This window comes from Paenibacillus sp. DRB1-1, from assembly GCF_052119485.1.
Classification (GTDB): Bacteria; Bacillota; Bacilli; order Paenibacillales; family Paenibacillaceae; genus Paenibacillus; species Paenibacillus polymyxa_B.
In genome coordinates, this window is the sequence record NZ_JBODQH010000001.1 from 3,070,954 (window position 1) to 3,094,668 (window position 23,715).

The 23,715-nt window shown below is 45.1% G+C and carries 16 protein-coding genes; all 16 read left to right on the forward strand.

The features are described 5' to 3' along the window. Positions 1 to 38 precede the first annotated feature (38 nt). Positions 39 to 1,478 carry a stage II sporulation protein D gene (spoIID, locus tag ACQW03_RS13675; RefSeq protein ID WP_441950163.1) on the forward strand — a complete coding sequence of 480 codons (1,440 nt, stop codon included), beginning with the start codon at positions 39 to 41 and terminating at the stop codon, positions 1,476 to 1,478. A 70-nt stretch (positions 1,479 to 1,548) separates the two neighbouring features. After that, entirely contained in the window at positions 1,549 to 2,289 is a 741-nt protein-coding gene (locus ACQW03_RS13680) for a M23 family metallopeptidase (protein WP_071643345.1), read from the forward strand. A gap of 201 nt (positions 2,290 to 2,490) precedes the next feature. Beyond that, positions 2,491 to 2,778, forward strand: a complete 288-nt coding sequence (gene spoIIID, locus ACQW03_RS13685) for a sporulation transcriptional regulator SpoIIID (RefSeq protein WP_007432737.1) — start codon at positions 2,491 to 2,493, stop codon at positions 2,776 to 2,778. Between the two features lie 171 nt (positions 2,779 to 2,949). After that, the gene (locus ACQW03_RS13690) at positions 2,950 to 3,948 is read left to right on the forward strand and encodes a rod shape-determining protein (protein WP_013312317.1); all 999 of its coding nucleotides are present in this window, start codon (positions 2,950 to 2,952) and stop codon (positions 3,946 to 3,948) included. A 121-nt stretch (positions 3,949 to 4,069) separates the two neighbouring features. Further along, positions 4,070 to 4,954 carry a flagellar hook-basal body protein gene (locus ACQW03_RS13695; RefSeq protein ID WP_441950166.1) on the forward strand — a complete coding sequence of 295 codons (885 nt, stop codon included), beginning with the start codon at positions 4,070 to 4,072 and terminating at the stop codon, positions 4,952 to 4,954. Between the two features lie 13 nt (positions 4,955 to 4,967). After that, the gene (locus ACQW03_RS13700) at positions 4,968 to 5,795 is read left to right on the forward strand and encodes a flagellar hook-basal body protein (protein WP_025724236.1); all 828 of its coding nucleotides are present in this window, start codon (positions 4,968 to 4,970) and stop codon (positions 5,793 to 5,795) included. A gap of 10 nt (positions 5,796 to 5,805) precedes the next feature. Next, positions 5,806 to 6,018, forward strand: coding sequence for a DNA-directed RNA polymerase subunit beta (locus tag ACQW03_RS13705; RefSeq protein ID WP_025724237.1), 213 nt, complete (start codon positions 5,806 to 5,808; stop codon positions 6,016 to 6,018). A gap of 892 nt (positions 6,019 to 6,910) precedes the next feature. Continuing rightward, complete coding sequence (gene fabZ, locus ACQW03_RS13710; RefSeq protein ID WP_013312312.1) at positions 6,911 to 7,357, forward strand: 3-hydroxyacyl-ACP dehydratase FabZ; 447 nt, start codon at positions 6,911 to 6,913, stop codon at positions 7,355 to 7,357. A gap of 98 nt (positions 7,358 to 7,455) precedes the next feature. Further along, positions 7,456 to 9,174, forward strand: coding sequence for a phospho-sugar mutase (locus ACQW03_RS13715; RefSeq protein ID WP_076294030.1), 1,719 nt, complete (start codon positions 7,456 to 7,458; stop codon positions 9,172 to 9,174). Positions 9,175 to 9,433: 259 nt separating this feature from the next. Next, entirely contained in the window at positions 9,434 to 11,449 is a 2,016-nt protein-coding gene (locus tag ACQW03_RS13720) for a DUF5693 family protein (protein WP_220030332.1), read from the forward strand. Continuing rightward, on the forward strand, positions 11,425 to 12,561 hold the full coding sequence (gene csaB, locus ACQW03_RS13725; protein WP_220030331.1) for a polysaccharide pyruvyl transferase CsaB: 1,137 nt from the start codon (positions 11,425 to 11,427) through the stop codon (positions 12,559 to 12,561). The genes ACQW03_RS13720 and csaB overlap by 25 nt, the downstream gene beginning before the upstream one ends. Positions 12,562 to 12,569: 8 nt before the next feature. Beyond that, positions 12,570 to 13,331 (forward strand): WecB/TagA/CpsF family glycosyltransferase, encoded by a 762-nt coding sequence (locus tag ACQW03_RS13730; protein ID WP_081047531.1) that lies wholly within the window; start codon positions 12,570 to 12,572, stop codon positions 13,329 to 13,331. 137 nt (positions 13,332 to 13,468) lie between these two features. Beyond that, positions 13,469 to 14,599, forward strand: coding sequence for a glycosyltransferase family 4 protein (locus ACQW03_RS13735; RefSeq protein WP_013312307.1), 1,131 nt, complete (start codon positions 13,469 to 13,471; stop codon positions 14,597 to 14,599). A 190-nt stretch (positions 14,600 to 14,789) separates the two neighbouring features. Next, entirely contained in the window at positions 14,790 to 18,809 is a 4,020-nt protein-coding gene (locus ACQW03_RS13740) for an S-layer homology domain-containing protein (protein ID WP_441950173.1), read from the forward strand. A gap of 351 nt (positions 18,810 to 19,160) precedes the next feature. Beyond that, positions 19,161 to 22,298 carry an efflux RND transporter permease subunit gene (locus ACQW03_RS13745; protein ID WP_071643335.1) on the forward strand — a complete coding sequence of 1,046 codons (3,138 nt, stop codon included), beginning with the start codon at positions 19,161 to 19,163 and terminating at the stop codon, positions 22,296 to 22,298. 19 nt (positions 22,299 to 22,317) lie between these two features. Beyond that, positions 22,318 to 23,664: an efflux RND transporter periplasmic adaptor subunit gene (locus ACQW03_RS13750; protein WP_071643333.1), complete on the forward strand. Its 1,347-nt coding sequence runs from the start codon at positions 22,318 to 22,320 to the stop codon at positions 23,662 to 23,664. Positions 23,665 to 23,715: the final 51 nt, after the last annotated feature.

A 23,715-nucleotide genomic window follows, 5' to 3' on the forward strand; every position in this document is an offset into this window, starting at 1 on the left:
CAGCCGGACACTTAGCCCTTTGATGGAGGTTTCAGCCTATGAAAGATTCACAGGTTCGCATCCGTATACCCATTCATCATCCTAAGGAACATCGCCAGGCTTCACTTGCGGAGGAAGGCTCTGGCTCTATAGCTACTTCGTTACAGAAGATTAAGCTTATGCAACAGCAACCGGACACAAGAGGTACATTGTCGGGTGGCGTCAAGCCCAATCGGCGTATAACAGCCATGCCTTCCGCTGTGAACTCCGTTGATACGGCTCTGACTATTGCTGGAGCAGCGGTCCATGACACACGCGCTGCAAGTCCGCTGCAGGTGCCGCTGCCGCACCTGCGTCCTTCCGCCGGGCGCGCCCCGCGCTGGGGCAATCGCCGCCCATGGCTGCCATTCGCCGCCATGGCAGGGGTGCTGGTGCTTGCCATGGCAGTGCCCGCGCTGATGGCGTGGCCTCGCCAGACGGCGCAGCCGGTGCCGCCGAGCAGTCGCACGGCAGCACCGGCTGCGCCTAGCGTAACGGCAAAGGGCGAGACACCCGTCACGCGCCTGCCGGGTGTCCCGCCGATACCGGCGGTGCCCGCTGCTCCAACGCGCAGCGTGCCGGTGGCGGCAGAGCCGGACGTGCGTGTGTACGTCACGTCTACTGGTCGCACGGAGACGTTACCGCTGGAGCAATACATTGTCGGCGTAGTAGCCGCCGAAATGCCGCCCAGCTTCGAGGGCGAGGCACTGAAAGCGCAGGCCATTGCCGCGCGTACCTTCATTGCACGGCGTTTGCTAGCTGATGACACCAGCGGTGCCCCGGCGGGAGCAGATGTGACGGATACTGTTAAACATCAGGCTTATATCTCTAAAGCTAAACTTACTAGAGAATGGGGGCATTCTGGTAAATCCGCAGAACTGGCTAAAATTCAGCAGGCTGTACGAGACACCAAGGATACGATCATGGTATATGAGGGGAAGCCCATTACGGCCTCTTTTTTTTCTACTAGCAATGGCTATACAGAAAATTCAGAGGATGTATGGGCGAAGGCAGTGCCCTATTTACGAAGTGTGTCAAGTCCATGGGACAAGCAGTTGGCCCCGCGTTATACAGAAACCGTCACACTGAGTCGTCAGAGTGTGTTCGATAGATTGGGGTTGAGTCGTACTGCGATAGCTGCTTCTACTGGAGGAGGGAGAATGCCAGAGATTCGTATACTCTCTAAGACAGAAGGACATCGCATCAAGAAGATTGAGGTTGGTGGTTCAATCTTTACAGGGCCGGAAATCCGTAACAAACTGGGGCTGCGTTCGGCTGAGTTTACGTGGAAGGCTGAAGGGGATCGGATTGCTATAACAACCTATGGTTATGGTCATGGTGTTGGTATGAGTCAGTGGGGAGCCAATGGAATGGCCAAGGAAGGTCATACTGCCACTCAAATTCTCCTTCACTATTATACTGGCATTTCTTTTGCGCAAGCCTCTCGTATTCTAAGTTAGTAAATATTTCGAAACTTTGAAGTATAAAAGAGTTGCACCCGGTAACACTGGTTACTGAGGTGATGAGCAAATGAATGAACAAAATAAAAACCAGAACCAAAATCATGAAGAAACACCCAAAACCTTTCAGGGTGGAAGAGCTTCACGGCCGTCTTCGTGGAAAAAGCTGTTGTCCAAAAGGTGGGCATACCCGGCAGCCTACATTGCCGCAGCAGCCATTATACTAACCTTAGTGTGGGTCTATCAGGATGCCAGCCAGAAGACTTTCAAACCTGACCCAGCTAGTCCATCGGTACAAAGCACAAGTGCAGTGAATGCCGATGTTAACGGACAACAGCCAGAAAGTGTGGAAGTAGTTGCCCAGTCGGAAAATATCGCATGGCCAGTAGCAGATGCTGGCGCAGTACAGGTTGTAAAGCCGTTCTTTGATGAGAACGCGACCGCTGATGAGCAGGCGGCAGCTATGGTAGAGTACGATAAAACATTTACCGCTAACACTGGAATTGATCTTTCCCGGGCCGACGATCAGGCGTTTGAAGTGAGAGCCGCCCTGAGTGGCAAAGTATCTCGTGTGGAACAACATCCGCTGGTAGGTAATGTCGTAGAAATCACGCATGATAATAATCTCAAAACGGTGTACCAAAGCTTGAGTGATCTGAAAGTAAAAGAAGGCGATCAAGTGAAACAAAACGATGTGATTGCTTCAGCGGGTCGTAACGAGCTTGAAAAGGATTTGAAAACACATCTGCATTTTGAAGTGTATCAGGATGACAAGCCGGTGAATCCAGCAGGTCTGCTTCCTAAAAAATAAATTTGGTCATGGCTTTGCATGCAAAGCGGGGAATCCATATTCCCTGCTTTTTTCTTGTGTAGTTTTTGTGCATAAGGTAAACATAAGCTGCTTTTGCCAAATAAATAGGCCTTCCGAAGCATGTCTTCCCGCCAAACCGCGAATATATAGGCACGCTCCTCATATAATGTACCAAACTATCCACAGTAGGGAGGCGGGAGCGTGCACGATTACATCAAGGAACGGACCATCAAAATCGGTCGCTGTATCGTGGAAACAAGGAATACGGTCCGTACGATTGCCAAGGAATTTGGTGTCTCCAAGAGCACGGTGCATAAAGATCTGACCGAACGGCTGCCTGAAATCAACCCGGATCTTGCCGATCAGGTGAAGCACATTCTCGAATACCATAAATCCATCCGCCATCTGCGGGGAGGAGAAGCGACGAAAATTAAGTACAAAAAAACGAGTGGCAAACGAAGGGAGATTCTCGTTTCTGGCAAGTCCTAAAAATATATAGTGAATTGGCTGGCAAAGCCATTGAATCAACCCCCTGAAGTATGATATGTTAAAAGATGGTACAAGACGAAAAATGACATGTAACCGTAGGTTTATACATATATTTGCCGCTTCTTGTCGAATCTTAGCTTTTTAAAATATCACTTTGGGGGCCTTTTTAATATGTTCAGTAATGATATCGGTATCGACCTCGGTACGGCCAACGTGCTTATCCACGTCAAAGGGAAGGGGGTTGTTCTTGACGAACCTTCCGTTGTCGCGATAGAAAGCGATTCAAAAAGAGTTCTGGCTGTCGGAGAGGAAGCGCGCCGTATGGTGGGACGTACTCCTGGTAATATCATAGCCATCCGTCCATTACGTGATGGTGTCATCGCCGATTTTGAAGTAACAGAAGCGATGTTAAAATATTTTATCAATCGGGTAGGGGGAAAAAGCTGGTACAGCCACCCTCGTATTCTAATTTGTGCGCCGACGAACATTACCTCAGTGGAGCAAAAAGCGATTCGTGAAGCGGCGGAGCGTAGCGGGGCCAAGGAAGTATTTTTGGAGGAAGAGCCAAAAGCGGCTGCCATCGGAGCAGGAATGGATATTTTTGAGCCTAGCGGCAACATGGTAGTGGATATTGGTGGCGGAACGACTGATGTTGCAGTCCTCTCTATGGGGGATGTCGTAACAGCTTCTTCCATTAAAATGGCAGGGGACAAATTTGATACAGCCATCATGAAATATGTAAAAACGAAGTACAAGCTTCTGATCGGGGAACGTACGGCTGAGGATATCAAGATTGCTATCGGAACCGTGCATCCGAGCGGACGTCGTGCAGAGATGGACATCCGTGGACGGGATATGGTATCCGGATTGCCTAAAACGTTAAGTATTTCTGCGGATGAAGTGCAGGATGCGCTTAGAGATCCTGTGTCGGCGATTGTTGCTGCGGCCAAGTTTGTATTGGAGCAGACCCCACCGGAACTGTCAGCTGATATTATTGACCGTGGTGTTATTTTGACTGGTGGCGGTGCCTTGCTTAGCGGATTGGACGAGCTGCTTGCTGAAGAACTGCGTGTTCCGGTACTGGTTGCCGAAGATCCGATGCATTGTGTTGTTAAAGGTACAGGAATTATGCTGGATAATTTGGATCATGTGGTTAAGAAAAAGTTCTAATCTGCCGATAGTGACTATAAGAGACTCGTGTGCGGTTAGACAGGTTGCCTAGCATTTTGGCTTTCGTGCCTCCGCGCGAGCATATGATTTTAGCAGAGTATAGGATTGGGGTGCACGATACATGTTGAGAGGTTTATATACTGCGGCCGCCGGATTGATGACACAACAACGACGCCATGACACCGTGACGCAAAATATTGCTAATATGAATACGACGGGATACAAACAGGAGAACAGTGTTCAGCGTTCTTTCCCCGAAATGCTTATTTCCATGACGGGTGGTAACCCTGATAACCCGGACCGTACGGTCGGCAAGCTCAATACTGGCGTTTTTGCTGAGGAAAGCCTCTCCCCTTACATTCAGGGAGCATTAAAGGACAGTGGACAAGCGACGGATTTTGCGATACAGTCCAATATTAATGTGAACGACCCAGCTACTGGTCAACCTATGGCTTTTGATCAGGCAGGGAAATTCATCAATGCTAACGGTGAAGTCACCTACCGTCCAGAAGCGTTTTTTACGGTGCGGGATAGTAATGGTAATGTTCGTTATACACGTGATGGACATTTTCAAGTAAATGGAGCGGGAGCATTGCTTTCATCGACCGGCTCAGCGGTGCTGGATACGAATGGAAACCCAATTCAATTGACGGGGGCTGTCTCAGAGCTTAAAGTAAATGAGCGGGGCGAATTGGTAGATAGCCGGTCCAACCAGACATTGGGGACGACGCTCGGTATTAGTGTCATTGATCGTCCATACCAGCTCGTTCGTGAGGGCAATGGGAATTTTCGCCTGAATGATACTGACGGTGCTACAGCTAGAATGATGACTGCTAACGATGCTGTATCCGTTCGTCAAGGTTATCTGGAGGTATCTAATGTAGATGCTTCACAGTCGATGGTGGATATGATGGCTGCGTTAAGAGCGTATGAGGCAAATCAGAAGGTAATTCAATTTTATGATAAAAGCTTGGACAAGGCCGTTAATGAAGTAGGCCGTGTATAACAGGGGGTAAGTGATGAACAACTCCATGATTGGCGCAATGGTATCTATGGCCAGTGTGCAGCAGCGTTTGGATTTAATTGCCGATAATATTGCTAATATCAATACAGTGGGTTATAAGAGTAAACAGGGTTCCTTTGAAGATGTATTGGCTAATGTGCAGCAACAGCCTTCAACGTATCTCCAAAATGGACGGGCCATGCCGCTCGGCTATAATTTGGGCTACGGAGTTAAAACGGCCGCAATCATGAAAAATATGGAGCAAGGTCCACTCAAGGAGACGGGACTTCCTACGGATCTTGCGATTCAAGGTAATGCCATGTTTGAAGTTCAGGGAAATGGGCAAAAAGCTTGGACCCGTGACGGTAGCTTTCATTTTGTTCCTGATCCGAATGATAGTGCGACGATGATGTTGACCACTGCTGAAGGTTATTCCGTGCTGGATAACAATGATGTTCCTGTGACTGCTCCAGCGGGTTCCAAGGTGGCTATTAACTCGGATGGCGAATTGCTGATTCGTGCTAATGGAACTGGAGCTCCGACAGTTGGTCAGAGAATCAAGCTAATGGATGTACAGCGTCCAGAAGGACTGGAACAGCGGGATGATAACCTGTTCGTGTTGTTGAATGGTGTAACAGAGGCAAATGTATTCGGAGCAGCAGGTGTGGCAGGTGCTGTTCCAGCGGACGTATCTGTGCGTTCCGGTTATCTTGAGGAATCTAATGTGGATTTAGCGGGCGAAATGACGGATATGATGCAAGTTCAGCGGATGTATCAAATGGCGGCACGGGCATTAACTTCTAGTGATACGATGATGAACTTGGCCAACAATCTGAGGGCTTAAGGATTTGGTGATGAAAGAAGAACAATCTGATTCCCGTCCGGTGCCTGAAAAGACGAAGTCCCGCTGGCGTACTGCTCGTTATTTCATAGTTCCGTTGCTGTTCTTGTTATCGCTGTTAGGCGGCTTAATTGCAGGATATGTAATTGTAGGTAAGCAAGGGTTGTCAGGCGTATTCGAATGGAAAACCTGGCAGCATGTCATTGATCTTATATTTGCGCCTTAGTTTACTTTAAAAGAGTGGGGTGGCGGGAAAAGACCGCTCCGCGTGCAGATTGTTCCTCCGATTGCTGTTATCCCCAGATTCCTTTTGGTTTTAAAACATTGGAGGTTTGAAACCGGGGATAAAGGCAAACGCTGCGCTTCTTCAGAACAATTCTGCCCGCTCCGCTGGCTACCCGCTATCAGGGCCACTTTTATTAAAATAAACTGCCCGCAATTTGTGTGGGGAGTATATAACAAAACCCTGTGCCAGTGGCGCAGGGTTTTGTTATGCCTAAATCGTGCTTCAATGCAGCACGTCTTTTGGAACGCCAATGTAGGCTATCATAGAGGCCTTCGGTTGTTTCACTGCCCCTCACGGCAAGCGAGTATTATTGAAGCGAGGCTTTCCTTTTGAGCTAAAGGTAACTCGGCGGAGGGGTTTATTTGAATCTGGAGAAGCGATAGCGTTCGCCTTTGCCCCTAAGTTTTAACCTTGCAGGTTTTATAAAATGAAAAAATTTAGGGGCAACAGCGATCGGAAGATCAAATAAATCGTGCAGCCCCTCCCCCTTTGCTCAAAGGAAACTTCGCTTCACTCCATAATAGGAGCACCCAATATGGTACTTCCGCGTAATTTTCTTTTTGCATCTGATAACTGTATAATGATGGGGAAGTTTATAACACTGCGGGGTAAAACCAAGCACGGGCAAAAGGGCTTCTTCGCGCCTCAGGTTGCATAACCGGCGGAAAAAGCCCCTTATCTCAACCTCCACTTCTGCAGTAGGTGAAGGATATCTAACATTGTTACCGCTAAGAGCTGTTTTTATGCAGCGCAGGCGGGGTAATATTATGCTTGCAGTAACTCATGACTGATACAGAGTCAAAACTGCAAGCGAGAGGAGTTATTAAGGTAAATGGACAAATTGCAATTGGATGTTAATCAAATTCAAGAGATTATCCCACATCGAGCGCCATTTTTATTGGTGGATCGTATTATTGAGCTGGAGGAAGGGAAAAGAGCAGTAGGCATTAAAAATGTAACGATGAATGAGCCTCATTTCATTGGACATTTTCCGGGGTATCCCGTTATGCCTGGTGTGTTGATCACCGAAGCACTGGCTCAAGTAGGGGCTGTCGCATTACTGCACCTAGAGAGCAATCGTGGCAAAATCGGGTTCTTGGCAGGGTTGGATGGTTTCCGTTTCCGTGGACAGGTGGTTCCTGGGGATACGCTGACGCTTGAAGTGGAAATCACTCGTTCCAAAGGCGCATTTGGCAAAGGGAAAGCTACGGCTAAAGTAGGCGATACGGTAGTAGCTGAGGGCGAAATTATGTTTGCTTTATCTGACCCTCCCCAATAAATAAAGCTCTGCCGACATAAGCACGACGTCTGAACTGAGTGCATGTGTACATAGAAATCCTGTTTTGACAACCCAAAAATGGAGAGGGGAAATTCCGTATGACGCAGTTGAGTAAAAAAGCATTAGAAGGCATTGAGAGCTGGCTGCAAGACCCTTATATTGATGAAGAGACCAAACAGGAGTTGCGCGCATTGGAAGGCAACGAGCAGGAACTGGAGGATCGCTTTTACAAAGAGCTGGAATTTGGTACAGGCGGTCTGCGTGGAGTGATTGGGGCAGGAAGTAACCGGATGAACCGTTACGTCATTGGACGTGCGACTCAAGGGCTGGCTCGCTATATTTTAGAACAGCATGCTGGTAAAGAAGGCAAACCTTCGGTTGTCATTGCACATGATTCGCGTCATTTTTCACCGGAGTTTGCTCTGGATGCAGCTTTGGTGCTGGCAGGCAATGGTATCGTGGCTAAGTTGTTCCCTTCCTTGCGTCCAACGCCACAGCTTTCGTTTAGTGTACGTCATTTGGGAGCCAGTGGAGGGATTGTTGTGACAGCGAGTCACAATCCTCCTGAGTATAATGGATACAAGGTTTACAACGATGAAGGGGGTCAGCTTGTTCCTGATCAGGCTGAACAGGTAATTGGTTATATCCGTGAGGTTCCTTCTTTTGCCGATATTCGCAGTCTGACACGTGAAGAAGCAGAGGCACAGGGATTGTTGGTTTGGCTTGGAGAAGAGGAAGATGAAGCGTTTGTAGATACGGTAGCCAGTGTGAGTGTGAACCGTGAGCTGATTGCAGCCGGACCAGGCAAAAACTTCAAAGTTGTGTTTACACCTCTCCATGGTACTGGAAATGTACCGGTTCGTCGTGTACTGGAGAAAATCGGTTTTGAACAGGTGCATATTGTACCTGAGCAAGAGCTGCCAGATGCTGAATTTTCGACTGTTAAGTCGCCAAACCCGGAAGAACGTGATGCGTTTAAACTGGCAATCGCGCTGGGTGAGAAAATTGGTGCGGATCTGTTGATCGGAACAGACCCTGATGCTGACCGTATGGGTGCAGTTGTGAAAAACCGTGATGGCGAATATGTGGTATTGTCCGGTAATCAGTCTGGCGCGATCATGGTTTACTACTTGTTGAATCAGCTGAAAGAAACAGGCAAGCTTCCGAATAACGGAGCGGTTATCAAAACCATCGTAACCAGCGAAATGGGTGCAGTCATTGCCGAACATTTTGGAGCAACTGTGTTTAACACGCTAACTGGCTTCAAGTATATTGGCGAGAAAATGAACCAGTTTGACGAAACTGGCGAGTACACCTACCTGTTTGGCTATGAAGAGAGCTATGGTTATTTGGCAGGGAATTATGCTCGCGATAAGGATGCTGTCTTGGCGGCTATGCTGATCGCTGAAGCTGCTGCTTATTACAGCACACAAGGTAAGACGCTCTATGATGTTTTACAAGAGCTGTACGAGCAGTTTGGCTACTTCCTTGAGAAGCTGGAGTCTCGTACCCTTAAGGGTAAGGATGGAGTGGCACAAATTCAGGGAAAAATGACCGATTGGCGTAGCAATGCTCCTCAAGAGATTGCAGGCGTGAAGGTAGACAAGGTACTGGACTACTCACAAGGTCTGGACGGACTTCCACAGGAAAATGTACTCAAATTTTTACTGGAGGACGGTTCGTGGTTTTGCCTGCGCCCTTCGGGAACGGAGCCAAAAATCAAAATATACTTTGCGGTACGCGGTTCATCGCTGTCAGACGCGGAGCAAAGAATCAGCCACCTGGTCGATGCTGTTATGGCTCGCGTAGACGCTTGAGAAAAATCCCTTTATAATAGAATAGGTTAAGGTAATTGGATAAGATATAGTAATCGGTGACCTCTCACGGCAAAGGGCAGTACGCCGTGGAGGTCATTTCTGTATTGCAGAATAACCTGGAAGAGGCTTTGGGAAAATAGGCTTATTCCGGCAACGGAGGATTTTGCAAAATTCAATGAGTGACCTACCAAAAGGTTGAGTACGGCAAGGTGGGCAGCATTGAATTTTGCAAAATCCCGAATATTAAGGAGGTTCTTTGGTGTATCAGAAATGGCAGTATTGGAATACGGCTTCTCGAAAATGGTTATGGATTTTGGTGGCTGTCGGCTTGCTGGCTTCCATTCCGGTCATCGCCGATCGTGTGAAGACAGAATCCTCGAGTAAAAAAGTAGAGATTGTATTCGATTATCGGGATTTGACGGAGGCAGCCTCGTATCAGGCTCACCCGCAGGACTATCTGAATGAGCAACTGGACCGCTTACAGCAAGCGGGTGTAAACAGCATGGCGATGTATGAAAGTACGTTGGATGATTTCCGTAAAGCGGGTCGCGTCGTAACCTATACGACTCAGAACGTTGCCGATATGGAAAAACGGCTTTCACCTGCAAATGAGAATTTTACGTATATTGTTTTCGCTGATAAAGAAAATGCCGAGGCATTAAAGCCGTTAATTTTACGTACTTTTACAAGCCTGGACATCAATGTAAAACCTTGGACTTATCAGGGGCAGGAAGGCTTAGTTGTGGAAACATCCCCAGAGGATGCGTATCTCAAGCCCATGCAGCCTGATCCGATTGCGATGAAGCAGCTTCGAAGCAAAGGATTTTTTATTGTTCCACGGATGAGCGACAGTCTTCCTTACAACCAGGAGTTGACGGAAGAGATGCTTGCTTCCTTTCAGCAGAATGGTGTAAAACGCATATTGTTTGAAGGTGATTCAGTCAAAGGCTTCACCGATAACGAGAAAGAGCATAGCTTAGCGGCATTTGCTAAATTGCTGAACAAATACGATATTGGCCTAGCTGCTATCGAAAACTTAAAAAAACCGCAAGCAGGCTTCAATAAGCTCGCTTACGATATCCACTATAACGTTGTGCGTTTATACTCATTGAGCGATAAAGATTCAACGCTCGATGTGGAAACGTTGGCCGATCGATTTGCACTGGCCACCAAGGACCGTAATATTCGCATGTTGTATCTGAATACCGCGCCTAGCCGTAGTATTGCTGAAGCCAAGGTGAAGGATTCGGTAGATAACCTGATCCATAGCCTGGACAAGCCGGGTAACGCTGTACAACGGATGGAGAAAAAGGGGTTTGAACTCGGACAGGCTGAACCATTCCAAGTAGTCGATTCGTCCATTCAGCGCTATCTGAAAATGATTGTCGTACTGGGTGCACTGGCATTCTTCTCCATTATGGTGTCCTATTTCGTCCCAGCATTGACTTTGCTGGCATTTGCACTCGGTTTGGTAGGTTCAGCAGGACTTTATGTTTTGAACTCCAGCTTGATGGAGCAAGGTCTAGCCCTACTCGCGGCGATTAGCGGACCTACGGTTGCAATGATCATCGCCGTGCGTACGATTAGAATTAAACGTGAACAGGGGGCTGAACTTTCTGTAGGTCAGCGTTTGATTCAAACGCTTATACTGTACGTACAGACAGCGATTTTGTCGCTGGCTGCAGTGCCTTTTGTTATTGCTCTGTTGAATAGTATTGCTTACAGCCTTGTGCTGAACCAATTTAGAGGTGTAAGCCTGCTTCACATTCTGCCGATCTTCTTAGCAGCGATATATATTTTCTTTTATCGTGGTGTTTCTATACGAGAGGAAATTTCCAAGTTGCTACGTACGCCGATTACTGTATTGTGGGTTATCGCACTGGCTATTATCGCAGCCGCAGGTTATTACTATTTGACTCGTACCGGAAATGCGGGTACGGTGTCGAACACGGAGCTGGTTTTCCGGAACTTCCTTGAAAATGCGTTTGGTGTACGTCCGCGCAATAAGGAATTTTTGATGGCTCACCCACTGTTTATTGCAGGGGCGTTCCTGGCTTTGAAATATCGCAAAGCAATCTATTTGCTGATTATAGCTGCTATTGGTCAAGCCTCTATGGTGGATACCTTTGCTCACATTCACTCTCCAGCGGCACTGTCGCTTAGTCGCGGGCTGTTAGGATTGGGCTTCGGTCTGGTGCTGGGAATCATCGCAATTGTCGTGTGGCAAGTGCTGGAAGGGTGTTGGAAGAAATGGTCACCACAGCTCAAACGATAATCATCTCAGGTTATTACGGCTTTCACAATAGTGGAGATGAGGCGGTGCTCAAGTCGATTTTGACAGCTTTAGAGGAGGAAAGTCGTCAGGCGGGGATTACAATCAAGCCTGTTGTTCTGTCTTCTGACCCCGCCTGGACACAGAAAATGTACGGAGTAGAAGCTGTACCGCGGATGAGTCTGGGGGAAGTTCGTAGAGCGATTAAAAACAGCGATGGGCTAATAAGTGGCGGCGGGAGTTTGCTCCAGGATGCAACAAGCCCTAAAAGTATTCCGTATTATCTGGCGATTCTGAAACTGGCCCAATGGGCTGGAAGGCCGACGTTTGTATATGCTCAGGGCATTGGTCCGGTACAACGGAAGATATTTTATCCTATGATCCGTTCTGTGTTTCAGCGCTGTGAATATGTTTCTGTAAGAGATGAGCAGTCTGCCGCACTGCTGGGCACTATGAAACTGAAGCACCCGGTTGTCGAAGTTGTTCCTGATCCGGTAATGGGGCTTCCATTGCCCCCGGGTTCCGAGCTGCATAAAGCAGCATTTGAGACTGATAAGGATAAACTTCCGATCGTTGGCGTATCTGTACGTTACTGGGATAAGGAACGTCGCGATTTAACGGCTATTGCGGACGGCTTAAAAAAATTAGCTGCTGAGCGCCGTGTACACTTACGCTTTTTACCTTTCCATCTGCCTGATGACGAGCAGGCTTCAAGGATGGTAATGGATTTGTTGGGGGATATTAGGGGGACGGGGAGCCTTGTCAGCATGTGTGATCAAGTCACCGATCCTCAACAGATGCTTTTGGAAGTCAGCCGTTGCAGTTTGATGATCGGGATGCGATTACACAGCTTGATCTATGCAGCATCCCACCAGGTGCCTCCGTTGGGGATATCCTACGATCCTAAAATTGACCATTTCCTCAGCCGTGTCGGTAGCCAGCCTGTAGGCACTACAGAGGCACTGGATGGACAAAAACTGGCTAATGAGTCTATGCGGTTGCTAGATCAGCGAAGTCAATGGATCGAGAGCCAGGGAGCGGACATTGCTTTGTTAAAAAGTGAGGCTCGCTTACCGGCACAGCATATCGTTAATTACTTGTGTCGCAAAGGATGATGGATACAGTGACAGTTGATAAGGTTACGAATGTGCCTACCGTCCCGATTTTCGGTGTTCCGGTATCAAGGCTTAATATGAAAGATACATTAAATGTATTAATTCAAGCAGTGGAGTCTCGCCAGCCCCATCAAGTGATCACTGCCAATCCGATTATGGTAATGGCTGCATTGGAAGATCCAGTGTACATGAACGTGATGAAACAGGCAGAGTTGATTGTTCCGGATGGGACTGGCGTGGTCTGGGCTGCAAACTATGTAGGACATCCTGTACCTGAGCGGGTAGCGGGCTTTGACTTGTTACATGAATTACTTGCAGCAGGAGAAAACTATCATTGGAAGGTTTATTTACTGGGATCAACATCTGAGGTGATTCAAGCGACCGCAAAGCGGGTACATGAGCTTTATCCCGCAATTACGGTTTGTGGCAAGCGTGATGGTTTTTTTGGACCTAAAGAGGATGAAGCCGTGATTGCAGCCATTCGTGAAGCAAATCCTGATTTGTTGTTTGTAGCACGTGGAGCGGACACGCAGGAACCCTGGATTGGTAAATATAAGGAACAGCTGGGTGTACCGGTGATGATGGGGGTTGGCGGTAGCTTCGATGTTATATCAGGCAGAACTAAACGCGCACCTAAATTGTTTCAAAAGCTACGGGCTGAATGGTTATATAGACTCCTCAAAGAGCCAAGCCGTTACAAAAGAATGCTTGCGCTGCCGAAATTCGCCGCGAAAGTGATGCGCGAAAAAGAAAACGTCACAAAAGTGTGATAAATAGCTTGAATCTGCCTTCAAAACCCGCTAATTTGCCAGAATATGAAGCTTGGTATTTATTTTTGATCAGAGTATAATTCAATGCGGTTACATCTGAAAAGGGATTGCTTTAAAATTGGGGGTCGAATGATCAAATGTTATTGATCTATATTATTGGGTTCATCATGGCACTGGGACTTGCGCTGTTACTGACACCGCTCGTCAAGAAATTCGCTGTGAAGGTTGGAGCCGTCGATGTACCGAATGCCCGAAAAGTACATACCCGAATTATGCCGCGTCTTGGCGGACTGGGGATTTTCTTGGCATTTCTGTTGTCCTTATTGGCGGTGTTACCTTTTGTGCCTGACGGAATGCTGTCCTCTCGGGATATTAACTTTATCGCAGCCTTTCTGATTGGCGGTACGCTGATTACACTGATTGGTGCTCTCGATGATCGTTTTGATCTCAATGCAAAATTGAAATTTTTGGCTCAAATTGCCGTTGCGTGTATGGTCGTGTTTGCTTTTGATATTCGTGTAGATTTTGTAAATGTACCTTTTCAGGATGCATACTCATCTTTGGAAAGCTGGATTTCCATTCCGCTTACGATTTTCTGGATCGTAGGTGTAACGAATGCTATCAATTTGATTGACGGTCTGGATGGACTGGCTGCAGGTGTCTCAGGAATTGCGATTGGAACTATTTTTGTGATGTCGGTACTGATGGGCAATTACATGGTAGCTATGCTTTGTCTTGTGCTGCTGGGCAGTATTATCGGATTCTTATTTTTTAACTTTCATCCTGCAAAGATATTCATGGGTGATACAGGGTCATTATTTTTAGGTTTCTGTCTGGCCATGCTATCCATGCTTGGTTTCAAGCAAATTGCTATCGTATCTTTTATTACGCCATTGATTATTATCGGTGTACCTTTGTCAGATACATTCTTCGCTATCATTCGTCGCAAGTTGCAGAAAAAACCGATTTTTTCTCCGGATAAAGGTCATTTGCATCACTGCTTACGCGAACTAGGTTTCAGTCACAGACAGACAGTGTTGATTATCTACGGTATTGCTGCATTTTTCGGTGTATTGGCCGTGATTCAATCGTCTGCTGCGCTTAATGAAGCGAACTGGGTCACCTTTGTCGTGATTTGTATTATGATGTTCTTCCTACAGATCGGTGCAGAGGTTATTGGTCTTGTTGGCAAAACCAAACGCCCAGTTATTAATACACTGATTCGGTTGCTGGCTAAGCCAGATTCCCAAACACGTTCGAAATTATAATTTCAATTTAAAAGTAAGCCTTCAAGCTTGGCGGTATACCGCGGGTTTGAAGGCCTTTTTGATGTTTGCTGTAAAAAAAACCCCTCCTTTTTTGAGAATTTACTAATTTTTTGTATGTTTACTACCGATAAAAAAAGTATTGAATGATTACGTACCCCAAGGTGCGACAGAATCAAAGGAGGACAATGATTTGAAACGATTGCTATCCATGTTGCTGACGGTTGGTCTCATCATTGGCTTGGTGCCGGCGGCCCTGGTAGGTACGGCTCATGCTGCGACGGGAACTTATTTTATTTTTCCGAGTGAAAAATATGATGTGGATTCGGCTAGAATGGTAAACACTGACCGAGTTACAGTTAACGGTACGATTAACGGAGTGAACGGAAGTACTATATCTTATAGTGTATTCCAACTCTCTAAAAATGGAACAAACCTTAACGTGGTTAATAAAAACGAGAGTCAAAAAGGCGGAATTACGGTCAGTGGCTCTACGCTTAAAGTTACAGACATTAAACTGTTTCCTGGTTTGAACCGGATTACATTTCAAAGCAGCCAAAATTCGGCTGATATGAAGGACTCCATTTACATTGAGTATCAGGATGGGCCTAAGCTTTATGATCTATCTGCTACGCTGAATGGTGCAACCGAGCAGTTGCTAGAGAATCAGACAGCGGTGCTGACAGACGCACGCAATAGCGGTACGGATGATGTAAAAGTAGTCATTCAAGGTACGGCTCCTAATGCTGACAGTGTAACGCTCACGTCTGCAAAAAGCAGTAATACGTATAATGTATCCTCTTACACTGGCTATAAACTAACAGGTAGTGTTGTACTGAGTCCGGGTAAAAATATAGTGACTATTAAAGTGAATAACGGAACTCAGGCTCTTACAGTTACACGTGAAATTACGATTTATACGGGTAAACCGGAATTCTCTGATTTGACCTTGAACAAGGATGGGAATGTTTCTGCCGATCTGACCACTTCCCCTGACTTTACTGTATCGTCTACAAGTGGTGTGGTTTTAAAAGGTAACGTTTTGGTACCAGCTGGTGCGACCGATCCAGGAGTGGCCACAATCAATGCACGTTTTACCGATGTGAGTAACAATGGTAGTGCTGTGGGTAGTGCGACTGGGGTTGATGCCACAATTGATACTGCAAATATAGTTACATCAAATGGCTATAAAGTATATCCATTTCAGGTGACTGTACCTTCGGAAGCTGTACTTGATCATTTGACCAGGGCATCCCTGGGCATAACTTATACGGATAGCAGTACACCTCCAGCTCCATCGGCTGTCCAATTTACATTGCGCAGTAGCACTCAGCCGTATATTGATGATGTTAGCTATCTTCCTGATTTTAATACTCAATTGTTGAACAGAATTAATGGAAGCGGGTCTGATCAGGCAGCTGCTCTAGATGAAGCTATGAAATTAACAGGTAGCTCTATGAAGAACAAGACTACAGATGCTGCATCTGTACCTGTAGGTATGGAGTTCATCGTTGTTAATGGCGCACCTTCTTCAATTAATGAGCTTTCCGGAGTATCGGTTCATACCGTAGGGTCTCCTCAAGATGTAATTCGTACAATCAATGGTAAGTCAACGCAAGTGAAGAAAGTTGTTGCTTATGTAGATTCTTTGCCTAAAGAAGGACAAAATGTACTGAATTTTTATCTGAATGGTGACTCGACCAAGTTAATTAAAGCAACGGTGAATCTGTTGCAGGGTCCGTTCATGAAATACGATACGATTTATGATGGGCAACAAATTCCGTTGAATACATCCAGCTCAAACTTGAATACCTATAAATTGACTCAACTGGGCTACTTTAAAGGTAAATTGCTTGATGTGAGCAACGCAGCAGATATTCATTACACTGGAAGTAACCGAAATGTATTCCTGTATGTTAATAATGTATTGGTTGATCTGGATGGTTCAGGAGCGGACTTCAAGCTTGCTGCTTCCTCAGAGACAGCCGCAGCCAATGCCTTGGCGAACGGGAATAATGAAATCAAGTTTGTATACAAGCCAGGTATTGAGTATAGCAATACGGTAAAAGTAAACTTTACACAGACGAATATTCCAGTAATTCCTGTTCCGAATACACAAGGAATCATCCCTTTTACACCAGTTAGTGGCTTGAGCAATACGCCGAAATATAACGAAGTTGCTCCGAAATCAAAAGATGCTAATTTCACCAAAGTAGATGACACTAACTACAATACATCTTTGAAAAATATCAATGTATTTGGTACTTTCAGTATTGCTGATTTGGGTAAAGCAGATCAGGTAAATGGTTCGTTAAGTGATATTGCTAATAAAGATCAATATATTTTGGAGATTAAGGGATCGGATGACAGCGAAGTCAACTGGACGCTGAGTAACGAGTTTTTCTCAGCAGAAGATGCTAAGACAACATACAATTCCGGTTCTACCACAGATAAATTTACAAATAAAGATTTAAAAGACCTGCTTGTGTACTACCATCCGGACAAAAAGTATTTCAGCTTTGTGTTGAAAAACCAAACTATTTCGCAAGATGGAACACCAGTAGCTTATAACATTACCTTGTACAATAGCGGCAAGAGCGGACCATTTGCTACTTTCCGATTGCAAGTATCAGGTCAATCCACATCTTTTGATATTTTGCGTCCGCTCCCTGAAAAGAGAATCGTGAATCAAAACTTTGTGCAAGTTGTTGTAAACGCAGGTAATGCAGATAGTGTTACGGTAGGTAAAGAAACAGCAGTTCAAGAGGGATTCGACTCTGATTATGATGGTACCATTGATTATCCATCTACTTACAAAGCCATCGTTACAGGTCTAAAAGCCAACAAAGATAATAAAATTGACGTAGTGGTTACTGTAGGCAAGGAAAAACTGAAACAGACCATTACTGTTAAATATGTGCCTACTAATATTCCTGGTGAGCAGTACATGGAAGCGATGAAAACATCGCACAAAGTGTTCGATGGCAATCTTACACTTGCTTTTGCAAAGGGAACGAGTCTGATTCGTCGGGATTACGATCAACCGCAACAGTTCAAAAACCAGGTTTTCTCTGGTCACACTTTGTATTTTGCAATAGCAAATAGCGAAGATGGTGTGGTCGATCGTCATGAATTTGAAACCGAAAAAGCATTGTCGGATATGCAGAGCTTGATTGCAGATGGAAGTAGATACTTCAACAGAGAATTCCCAAATCGTTTTACCAAGTCAAGTCCAGTATTCTGGATTGACCCAGGTACAGCAGATGACATTAAAACAGATGATTACGATCCGGTAACTTACGGTGCCGATCCTTATCAATTGGCTAACAAGTCGCAAAATGACAGTAGCAAGATTAAAAACTTCTACTGGCGTGATCCTTCTAATGAATTAGTACCATCCAAGCGTGCAACATTAACTTTGACGTATGATAACAGTATCGCTCAGGATGCAGGGAAACAAATGACGGTGTTCTATTTTGATTCTGACCTTAAAGATTGGCAGAACATTGGTGGTGTGGTGGATCCGAAGAAACATACCATTAAGGTACCGTTTGATCGTTTCGGTTACTATGTAGTTGCTAAAGTTGGAGAAACGTATAGTGATGTCATTAAGCATAAATACGCCAGAGATTACATCGAAGCCATCTTGGCTAAAGGTGTTATGAATCCAATGGATCCAATTAATAGCTTTGGACCAGACAGCTACATTAAAAGAGGCGAATTTACGTCTATGATCGTCAAAGGTCTGCAAATTCCACTTAATTTCAGCGGAGCGAAGCATTTTGACGACGTGTCTATTCCAAATACGATATCAGCAGATGCGCTCTATGATTATCGTTATATTGAAACAGCTGCACGCGCCGGTATTGTCAAAGGTTCGCAACCAAGAATCTTTATGCCGGAAGATGTAATCACACGCCAAGATGCAGCAGTCATTATTGCCAAGGCATTGAATTTGAAGCTGGAAACAGATCATGACAAGATCATGAAGAACCTGTCTAAGACCTTTAAAGATGCGGAAAAAATTGATTACTATGCGCAAGCATCTATATTGGCTATCGCCAAGAAGGGCTTTATAACAGGGTCACCTGTGGATGCAAGTGATCTGAAAAAAGGATATATGTTTAATCCTACTTCCTTGACCTTGCGCGGAGATGCAGCGATTATTGTAGCTAAAGTTATGGCTGATAAAAAGTTGCTTCCTAAAATCTAATCAACAAAACACCTGAAATTATTAAACATCCCTCCATGCGAAATGGTAATTCCCTTTCATATACATGAGAGGGATGTTTTTTATAAATCAGCTATTTGACTGGGATTAAGGGCCTATGCCATAATATCAATGAGGTAAAAACTTTGGATTGCCTTACAACGTTTTTGGTTTCGGGTTTTGCTTAAACGTCTGTAATTAACTGCTTTTTTTTTAGCTTTTATCTCAAAATGTGTTTATTATTTTTTTATATGTTTTTTTTGCACATTTATCTGAAACTTTACGCCTATTTCATCGTAGTAGAGGATGTGTGTGCTTAAATATTACATAGAGAAGTGAGTGGGGAGTGATGAGATGTCTCAGTTTTCAATACGCCGTCCTGTAACAGTATTTATGTTAATTATTGCTTTGTTAATCGGGGGCGGTATTTTTGCGTTAAGACTTCCTGTAGAGCAAATGCCGGATATGAAGCTGCCATTCGCTGCAGTGGTGACCAGTATTCCAAATGCAACGCCTACAGAAGTTGAGGAATTGGTTACTAAACCTATTGAGAAAAGTCTGGCTTCTATTGAGAACGTGGATAAAATCATGTCCGAGTCTTCAGAAGGAACATCTATGGTCATGATTCAATTTAACTGGGGAGTAGATATCAATCAAGCAACCCTCGACATGCGAGATAAAGTTGATGGGGTTAAAGGGTCTCTTCCCAAGGCGGCTAATTCGCCGCGTGTCCTTAAGGTGGATCTCAACGCAACGCCGGTTATTACGCTCTCTCTTACAGGAGACCAGGATATTAACAAGTTGAAGCCTATTGCTGAAGATATTATTGAGCCGCGGCTTGAAAGAATTGCGGGAGTAGCTGCAGCCAACATGTCAGGTGGGCAAGCTCGGCTTGTGAAGATTACCGTAGATCAAGCCAAACTTCAAAGCTATGGCATTACGCTAGATCAAATCAGCCAAGCGCTATCGTCTAATAACGTAGCGGGTTCTGCTGGTTCGGTGTACCGAGGCAATACAGAAATCCAACTTCGGGTTCAAGGTGAATACAAAGCTGTTTCAGAAATGGGTGAAACTCCAATTCCAGTAGGGAAGGGAAGCATTAAGCTAAAGGACATCGCGAAAGTTGAAGATTCCTTGGATGATGTTACAACCATTTCTACCTATAACGGAAAGCCAAGTATCAATATTTCTGTTACTAAAGCTACAGGGGGGAATACCCTTTCAATCGCCGATTCTGTAAAGGATAGTTTAGATTCGATACGGAAGGAATTGCCTCCGGGAACTCAATTGGAGATGGTAACAGATGCATCCAAACCCATTAGCGACTCCGTACACTCATTAGTAGAGCATGCTATATTGGGACTTATTATCGCAGCTATTGTCTTGCTGTTATTTTTGAATAGTATACGTTCTACCATTATTGCTACTATCGTTATTCCAATTTCCTTCGTAGCTACGTTTATGATGATGTATTTCACCGGACAAACCATTAATATTATTTCACTGAGCGGTTTGCTTCTGGGGTTAGGATCCTTTGTCGATTTTGCGGTTGTTATTATTGAGAATATTTTTAGACAGCGACATGAAGGGAAAAGCATGCTACAAGGGGCTATTGATGGCTCCAAGCAGGTGGGTAATGCCGTTATGGCATCTGCACTTGCGCAGATCGTAGTATTTTTACCAGTTGTTTTTGTTGACGGAATTGCGGGAGTTCTATTTAAACCGTTGGCGTTAACAGTTATTTTCTCTCACATTGCAGCCTTGCTTGTATCCCTTATGATTGTGCCGATGCTGGGCTCACGTTGGCTACCTACCGTGCCAGATGAATCCATCTATTCTTCAGGTACTTATAAGGGTGTTAACCCTATTGTGTGGTTTAATATTGGCTTCGAGAAATTTAAGAGTGGGTATCGCCGTATACTGAAGTGGGGAATTAACCATAGAAAATCTGTGTTAATTATTACTTTATTAATGTTTGTGGCAGCTGGGGCTCTAGTTCCTTTCGTTAAGGCTGAATTTATCCCAGCATCCGATACTGGGGAATTCACAATTAACGTGAAACTTCCTAATGGAACGGTTTTGGAAGAAACGGAAAAGGTTGTTCAAGATATAGAAAAAGAAATTTTGAAAGTTCCGGATCTAGATAAAATGACAGTGACTGTTGGTTCTGGTGGCAATTCTGGTTATTCAGGGGCGGCTCCAACCAACTCAGCAGATCTAAGTGTAACACTGAAGGATGGACATCAGGCAACAGATGTTATAGTTGATGGCCTTCGTAAAAAATTTGATAGCATTCCGGATGCAGAGATTACAATGGCGTCTACAACAGGCCTTTCAAGCGGAGCGGCTGTTAATATTAACTTAAAAGGTGACGATATTGACGTCCTGAGAGAACTCTCGGACAATCTCGTTGCGGACGTAAAAAACATACCGGGTACGGTCAATGTGAAAAGTACCTTGAGTGCTGTTCGCGAAGAATATGAGATTACCGTTAATCGGGAACTTGCAAGTCGATATGGCTTATCAGCGACCCAAATCTTATCTGCAGTGAATACTTCTTTTAATGGATCAGTCGCCACAAGCTATCGTACAGGTGAAGATCAGATTGATGTGAAGATATCGTTGCCAGAGCAAAACCGCCATGATTTGTCAAATCTAAAAGCCTTACGGATCACCACTTCGCAAGGTATTGATGTACCTTTGTCTTCCGTAGTAAGTATTGATAAACGGACTGTACCCGATACTGTTACTCGTGAAGACCAAACGCGTCAAGTACAGATTACAGCTGATATTGATGGAACAGGGGATATTCTTACTATTAATCAAAAAATAGATGCTCTTTTGAAGAGTACTCACTTCCCAGAGGGCTACAGTGCAGATACGGGTGGTGGACAAAATGAACAAATGCTGGAGTCTTTTACGAACTTGGCGATAGCTATTTTGTTATCTGTCGTACTCATCTACATGGTTATGGCAGGACAGTTCGAATCGTTGCTCACACCGTTTGTTATTATGTTTTCCGTTCCACCTACGGTAATTGGTGTGCTTATCGGTTTAGCTGTAACCGGGGCGAGTCTCAGCGTTTCAGCTTTGACAGGTTACATCATGCTCGTCGGTTTGGTCGTCAACAATGCCATTGTTATGATTGACTTTATAATTCAGCTCCGAAAAGACGGCCAAGATCGGGATGAAGCTATTATTCATGGAGCGTCTGAGCGGTTGCGTCCGATTTTGATGACCACGCTGGCTACTGTACTAGCTTTGCTCCCGATGGCATTTGCTACAGGCAGTGGTAACGAGACACAAGCACCGATGGCTGTTGTTGTTGTATTCGGGTTATCCTTCGCAGCTGTTATTACATTGATTCTTATTCCGGTAGTCTACGTCATCATGGATAATATGATACAAAAACGTAAGAATCGGAAATTAAAAAGACAAGCGAAGAGAGAATTAAAAAAAGAAGCGAAACTACAAAAAAGTGTTCATATATAAGGTGAGGTGGAGAAACATAATGAATAAAAAAAGTGCTCTGATTGCTACAACTTTGCTTTTATCAGTTGCATTAGCAGGTTGCGGTGGGGGAGAGGCCCCTGCCGCAACGACTACGGCGCAGCAAGCCATTCCAGTTCAAATAGCAAAAGTGGCTAAAGGTAGTATTAACGATTCAACAGGTATTATTGGAAGCTTTGCTCCCAAAGAGACGGCTCAGGTGTCTCCGAAAATTAGTGGTAAGATTCAAAGTATTAATCTTACAGTGGGGCAAAAAGTAAGCAAAGGCGACACATTGTTTACTATAGACCAAAAGGACCTGCAGGACGCGATTAAGCAATCCCAGGAATCGTACCAGGTTGCCTTGGCTAATTTAAAGCAGGCTGAGTCTGGTGCAGCACAGTCGGTGCAGCAGGCAGAATCCAGCGTGGATCAAGCCAAAAGTGCGCTTGTCCAGCAAGACAACACCATCACCCAAGCTCAGACCAGTCTGGTTGATGCTCAGAGTTCCGTGCGTGATGCTCAAAATACGCTCAATCGCAACCAACAGTTGTTTAGTGCGGGCGCTCTATCTCAATCCGAGTTAGAGCAGTCTCAAATAGCGCATAGAAGAGCTTTGACTGCGGTGGAGAATGCACAGATAACACTTCACAATGCGCAAACGTCCAAGGAAAGTGCACAAACAACATATAGCAATGCTCAAAAATCATTACGTCTTGCACAACAGAAAACTGGCATTGACGTAGCTCGTGCTTCTGTCAATCAAGCTAAGTCCAGTTTAGACACAGCACGTAGTCAACTGGTGGATTCTGTAGTCAAAGCTCCGATTTCCGGCACGATATCGGTTGTAACAGGAACCCAGGGGCAAATGGTTAGTGCACAATCCGCGGTTGCTACAATAGCGAATACCAATCCTATTATTGCTAAAGTTAACGTTTCTGAATCTGAGCTTCTTAAGTTGCAGGTGGGTTCATCTGTGACTGTAGGTGTGGACTCCTTAGATAAGCGAATTGAGGCCAGAGTATCGGCCGTCAATCCGGTAATGGATAATGATCTCAAGGCATATCCTGTCGAGATTTCGGTTCCTAATGGTTCAGGTGAATTAAAATCAGGGATGGTTGTAACTGTATACATGAAATCAGAAGCTCCTAAAAACATTTTGGTATCGCAGGATGCCATTACGGAGCAGGCAGGGAAAAAGTATGCTTATGTAGTGGAAGGAACAGTGGCTAAGCGGGTAGAGGTGCAGACAGGTCAGGAAAGTGCCAAACAGATTGAGGTAACCAAGGGGCTTGCTGAAGGACAAAATGTTGTCGTTAAGGGCGTTAGTCTGCTTACGGATGGCGCGAAGATTAATGTAGTGAAGTAATTTGTCACGGTTATATTTACCGTAAATCACTGTTACTCCGTCATTCCTACT

Excerpts from the sequence above, each read along its gene's own strand:
- spoIID (WP_441950163.1), top strand. The coding sequence starts at position 39 with ATGAAAGATTCACAGGTTCGCATCCGTATACCCATTCATCATCCTAAG.
- ACQW03_RS13680 (WP_071643345.1), top strand. The coding sequence starts at position 1,549 with ATGAATGAACAAAATAAAAACCAGAACCAAAATCATGAAGAAACACCC.
- ACQW03_RS13690 (WP_013312317.1), top strand. The coding sequence starts at position 2,950 with ATGTTCAGTAATGATATCGGTATCGACCTCGGTACGGCCAACGTGCTT.
- ACQW03_RS13695 (WP_441950166.1), top strand. The coding sequence starts at position 4,070 with ATGTTGAGAGGTTTATATACTGCGGCCGCCGGATTGATGACACAACAA.
- ACQW03_RS13700 (WP_025724236.1), top strand. The coding sequence starts at position 4,968 with ATGAACAACTCCATGATTGGCGCAATGGTATCTATGGCCAGTGTGCAG.
- ACQW03_RS13705 (WP_025724237.1), top strand. The coding sequence starts at position 5,806 with ATGAAAGAAGAACAATCTGATTCCCGTCCGGTGCCTGAAAAGACGAAG.
- fabZ (WP_013312312.1), top strand. The coding sequence starts at position 6,911 with ATGGACAAATTGCAATTGGATGTTAATCAAATTCAAGAGATTATCCCA.
- ACQW03_RS13715 (WP_076294030.1), top strand. The coding sequence starts at position 7,456 with ATGACGCAGTTGAGTAAAAAAGCATTAGAAGGCATTGAGAGCTGGCTG.
- csaB (WP_220030331.1), top strand. The coding sequence starts at position 11,425 with ATGGTCACCACAGCTCAAACGATAATCATCTCAGGTTATTACGGCTTT.
- ACQW03_RS13735 (WP_013312307.1), top strand. The coding sequence starts at position 13,469 with ATGTTATTGATCTATATTATTGGGTTCATCATGGCACTGGGACTTGCG.
- ACQW03_RS13745 (WP_071643335.1), top strand. The coding sequence starts at position 19,161 with ATGTCTCAGTTTTCAATACGCCGTCCTGTAACAGTATTTATGTTAATT.
- ACQW03_RS13750 (WP_071643333.1), top strand. The coding sequence starts at position 22,318 with ATGAATAAAAAAAGTGCTCTGATTGCTACAACTTTGCTTTTATCAGTT.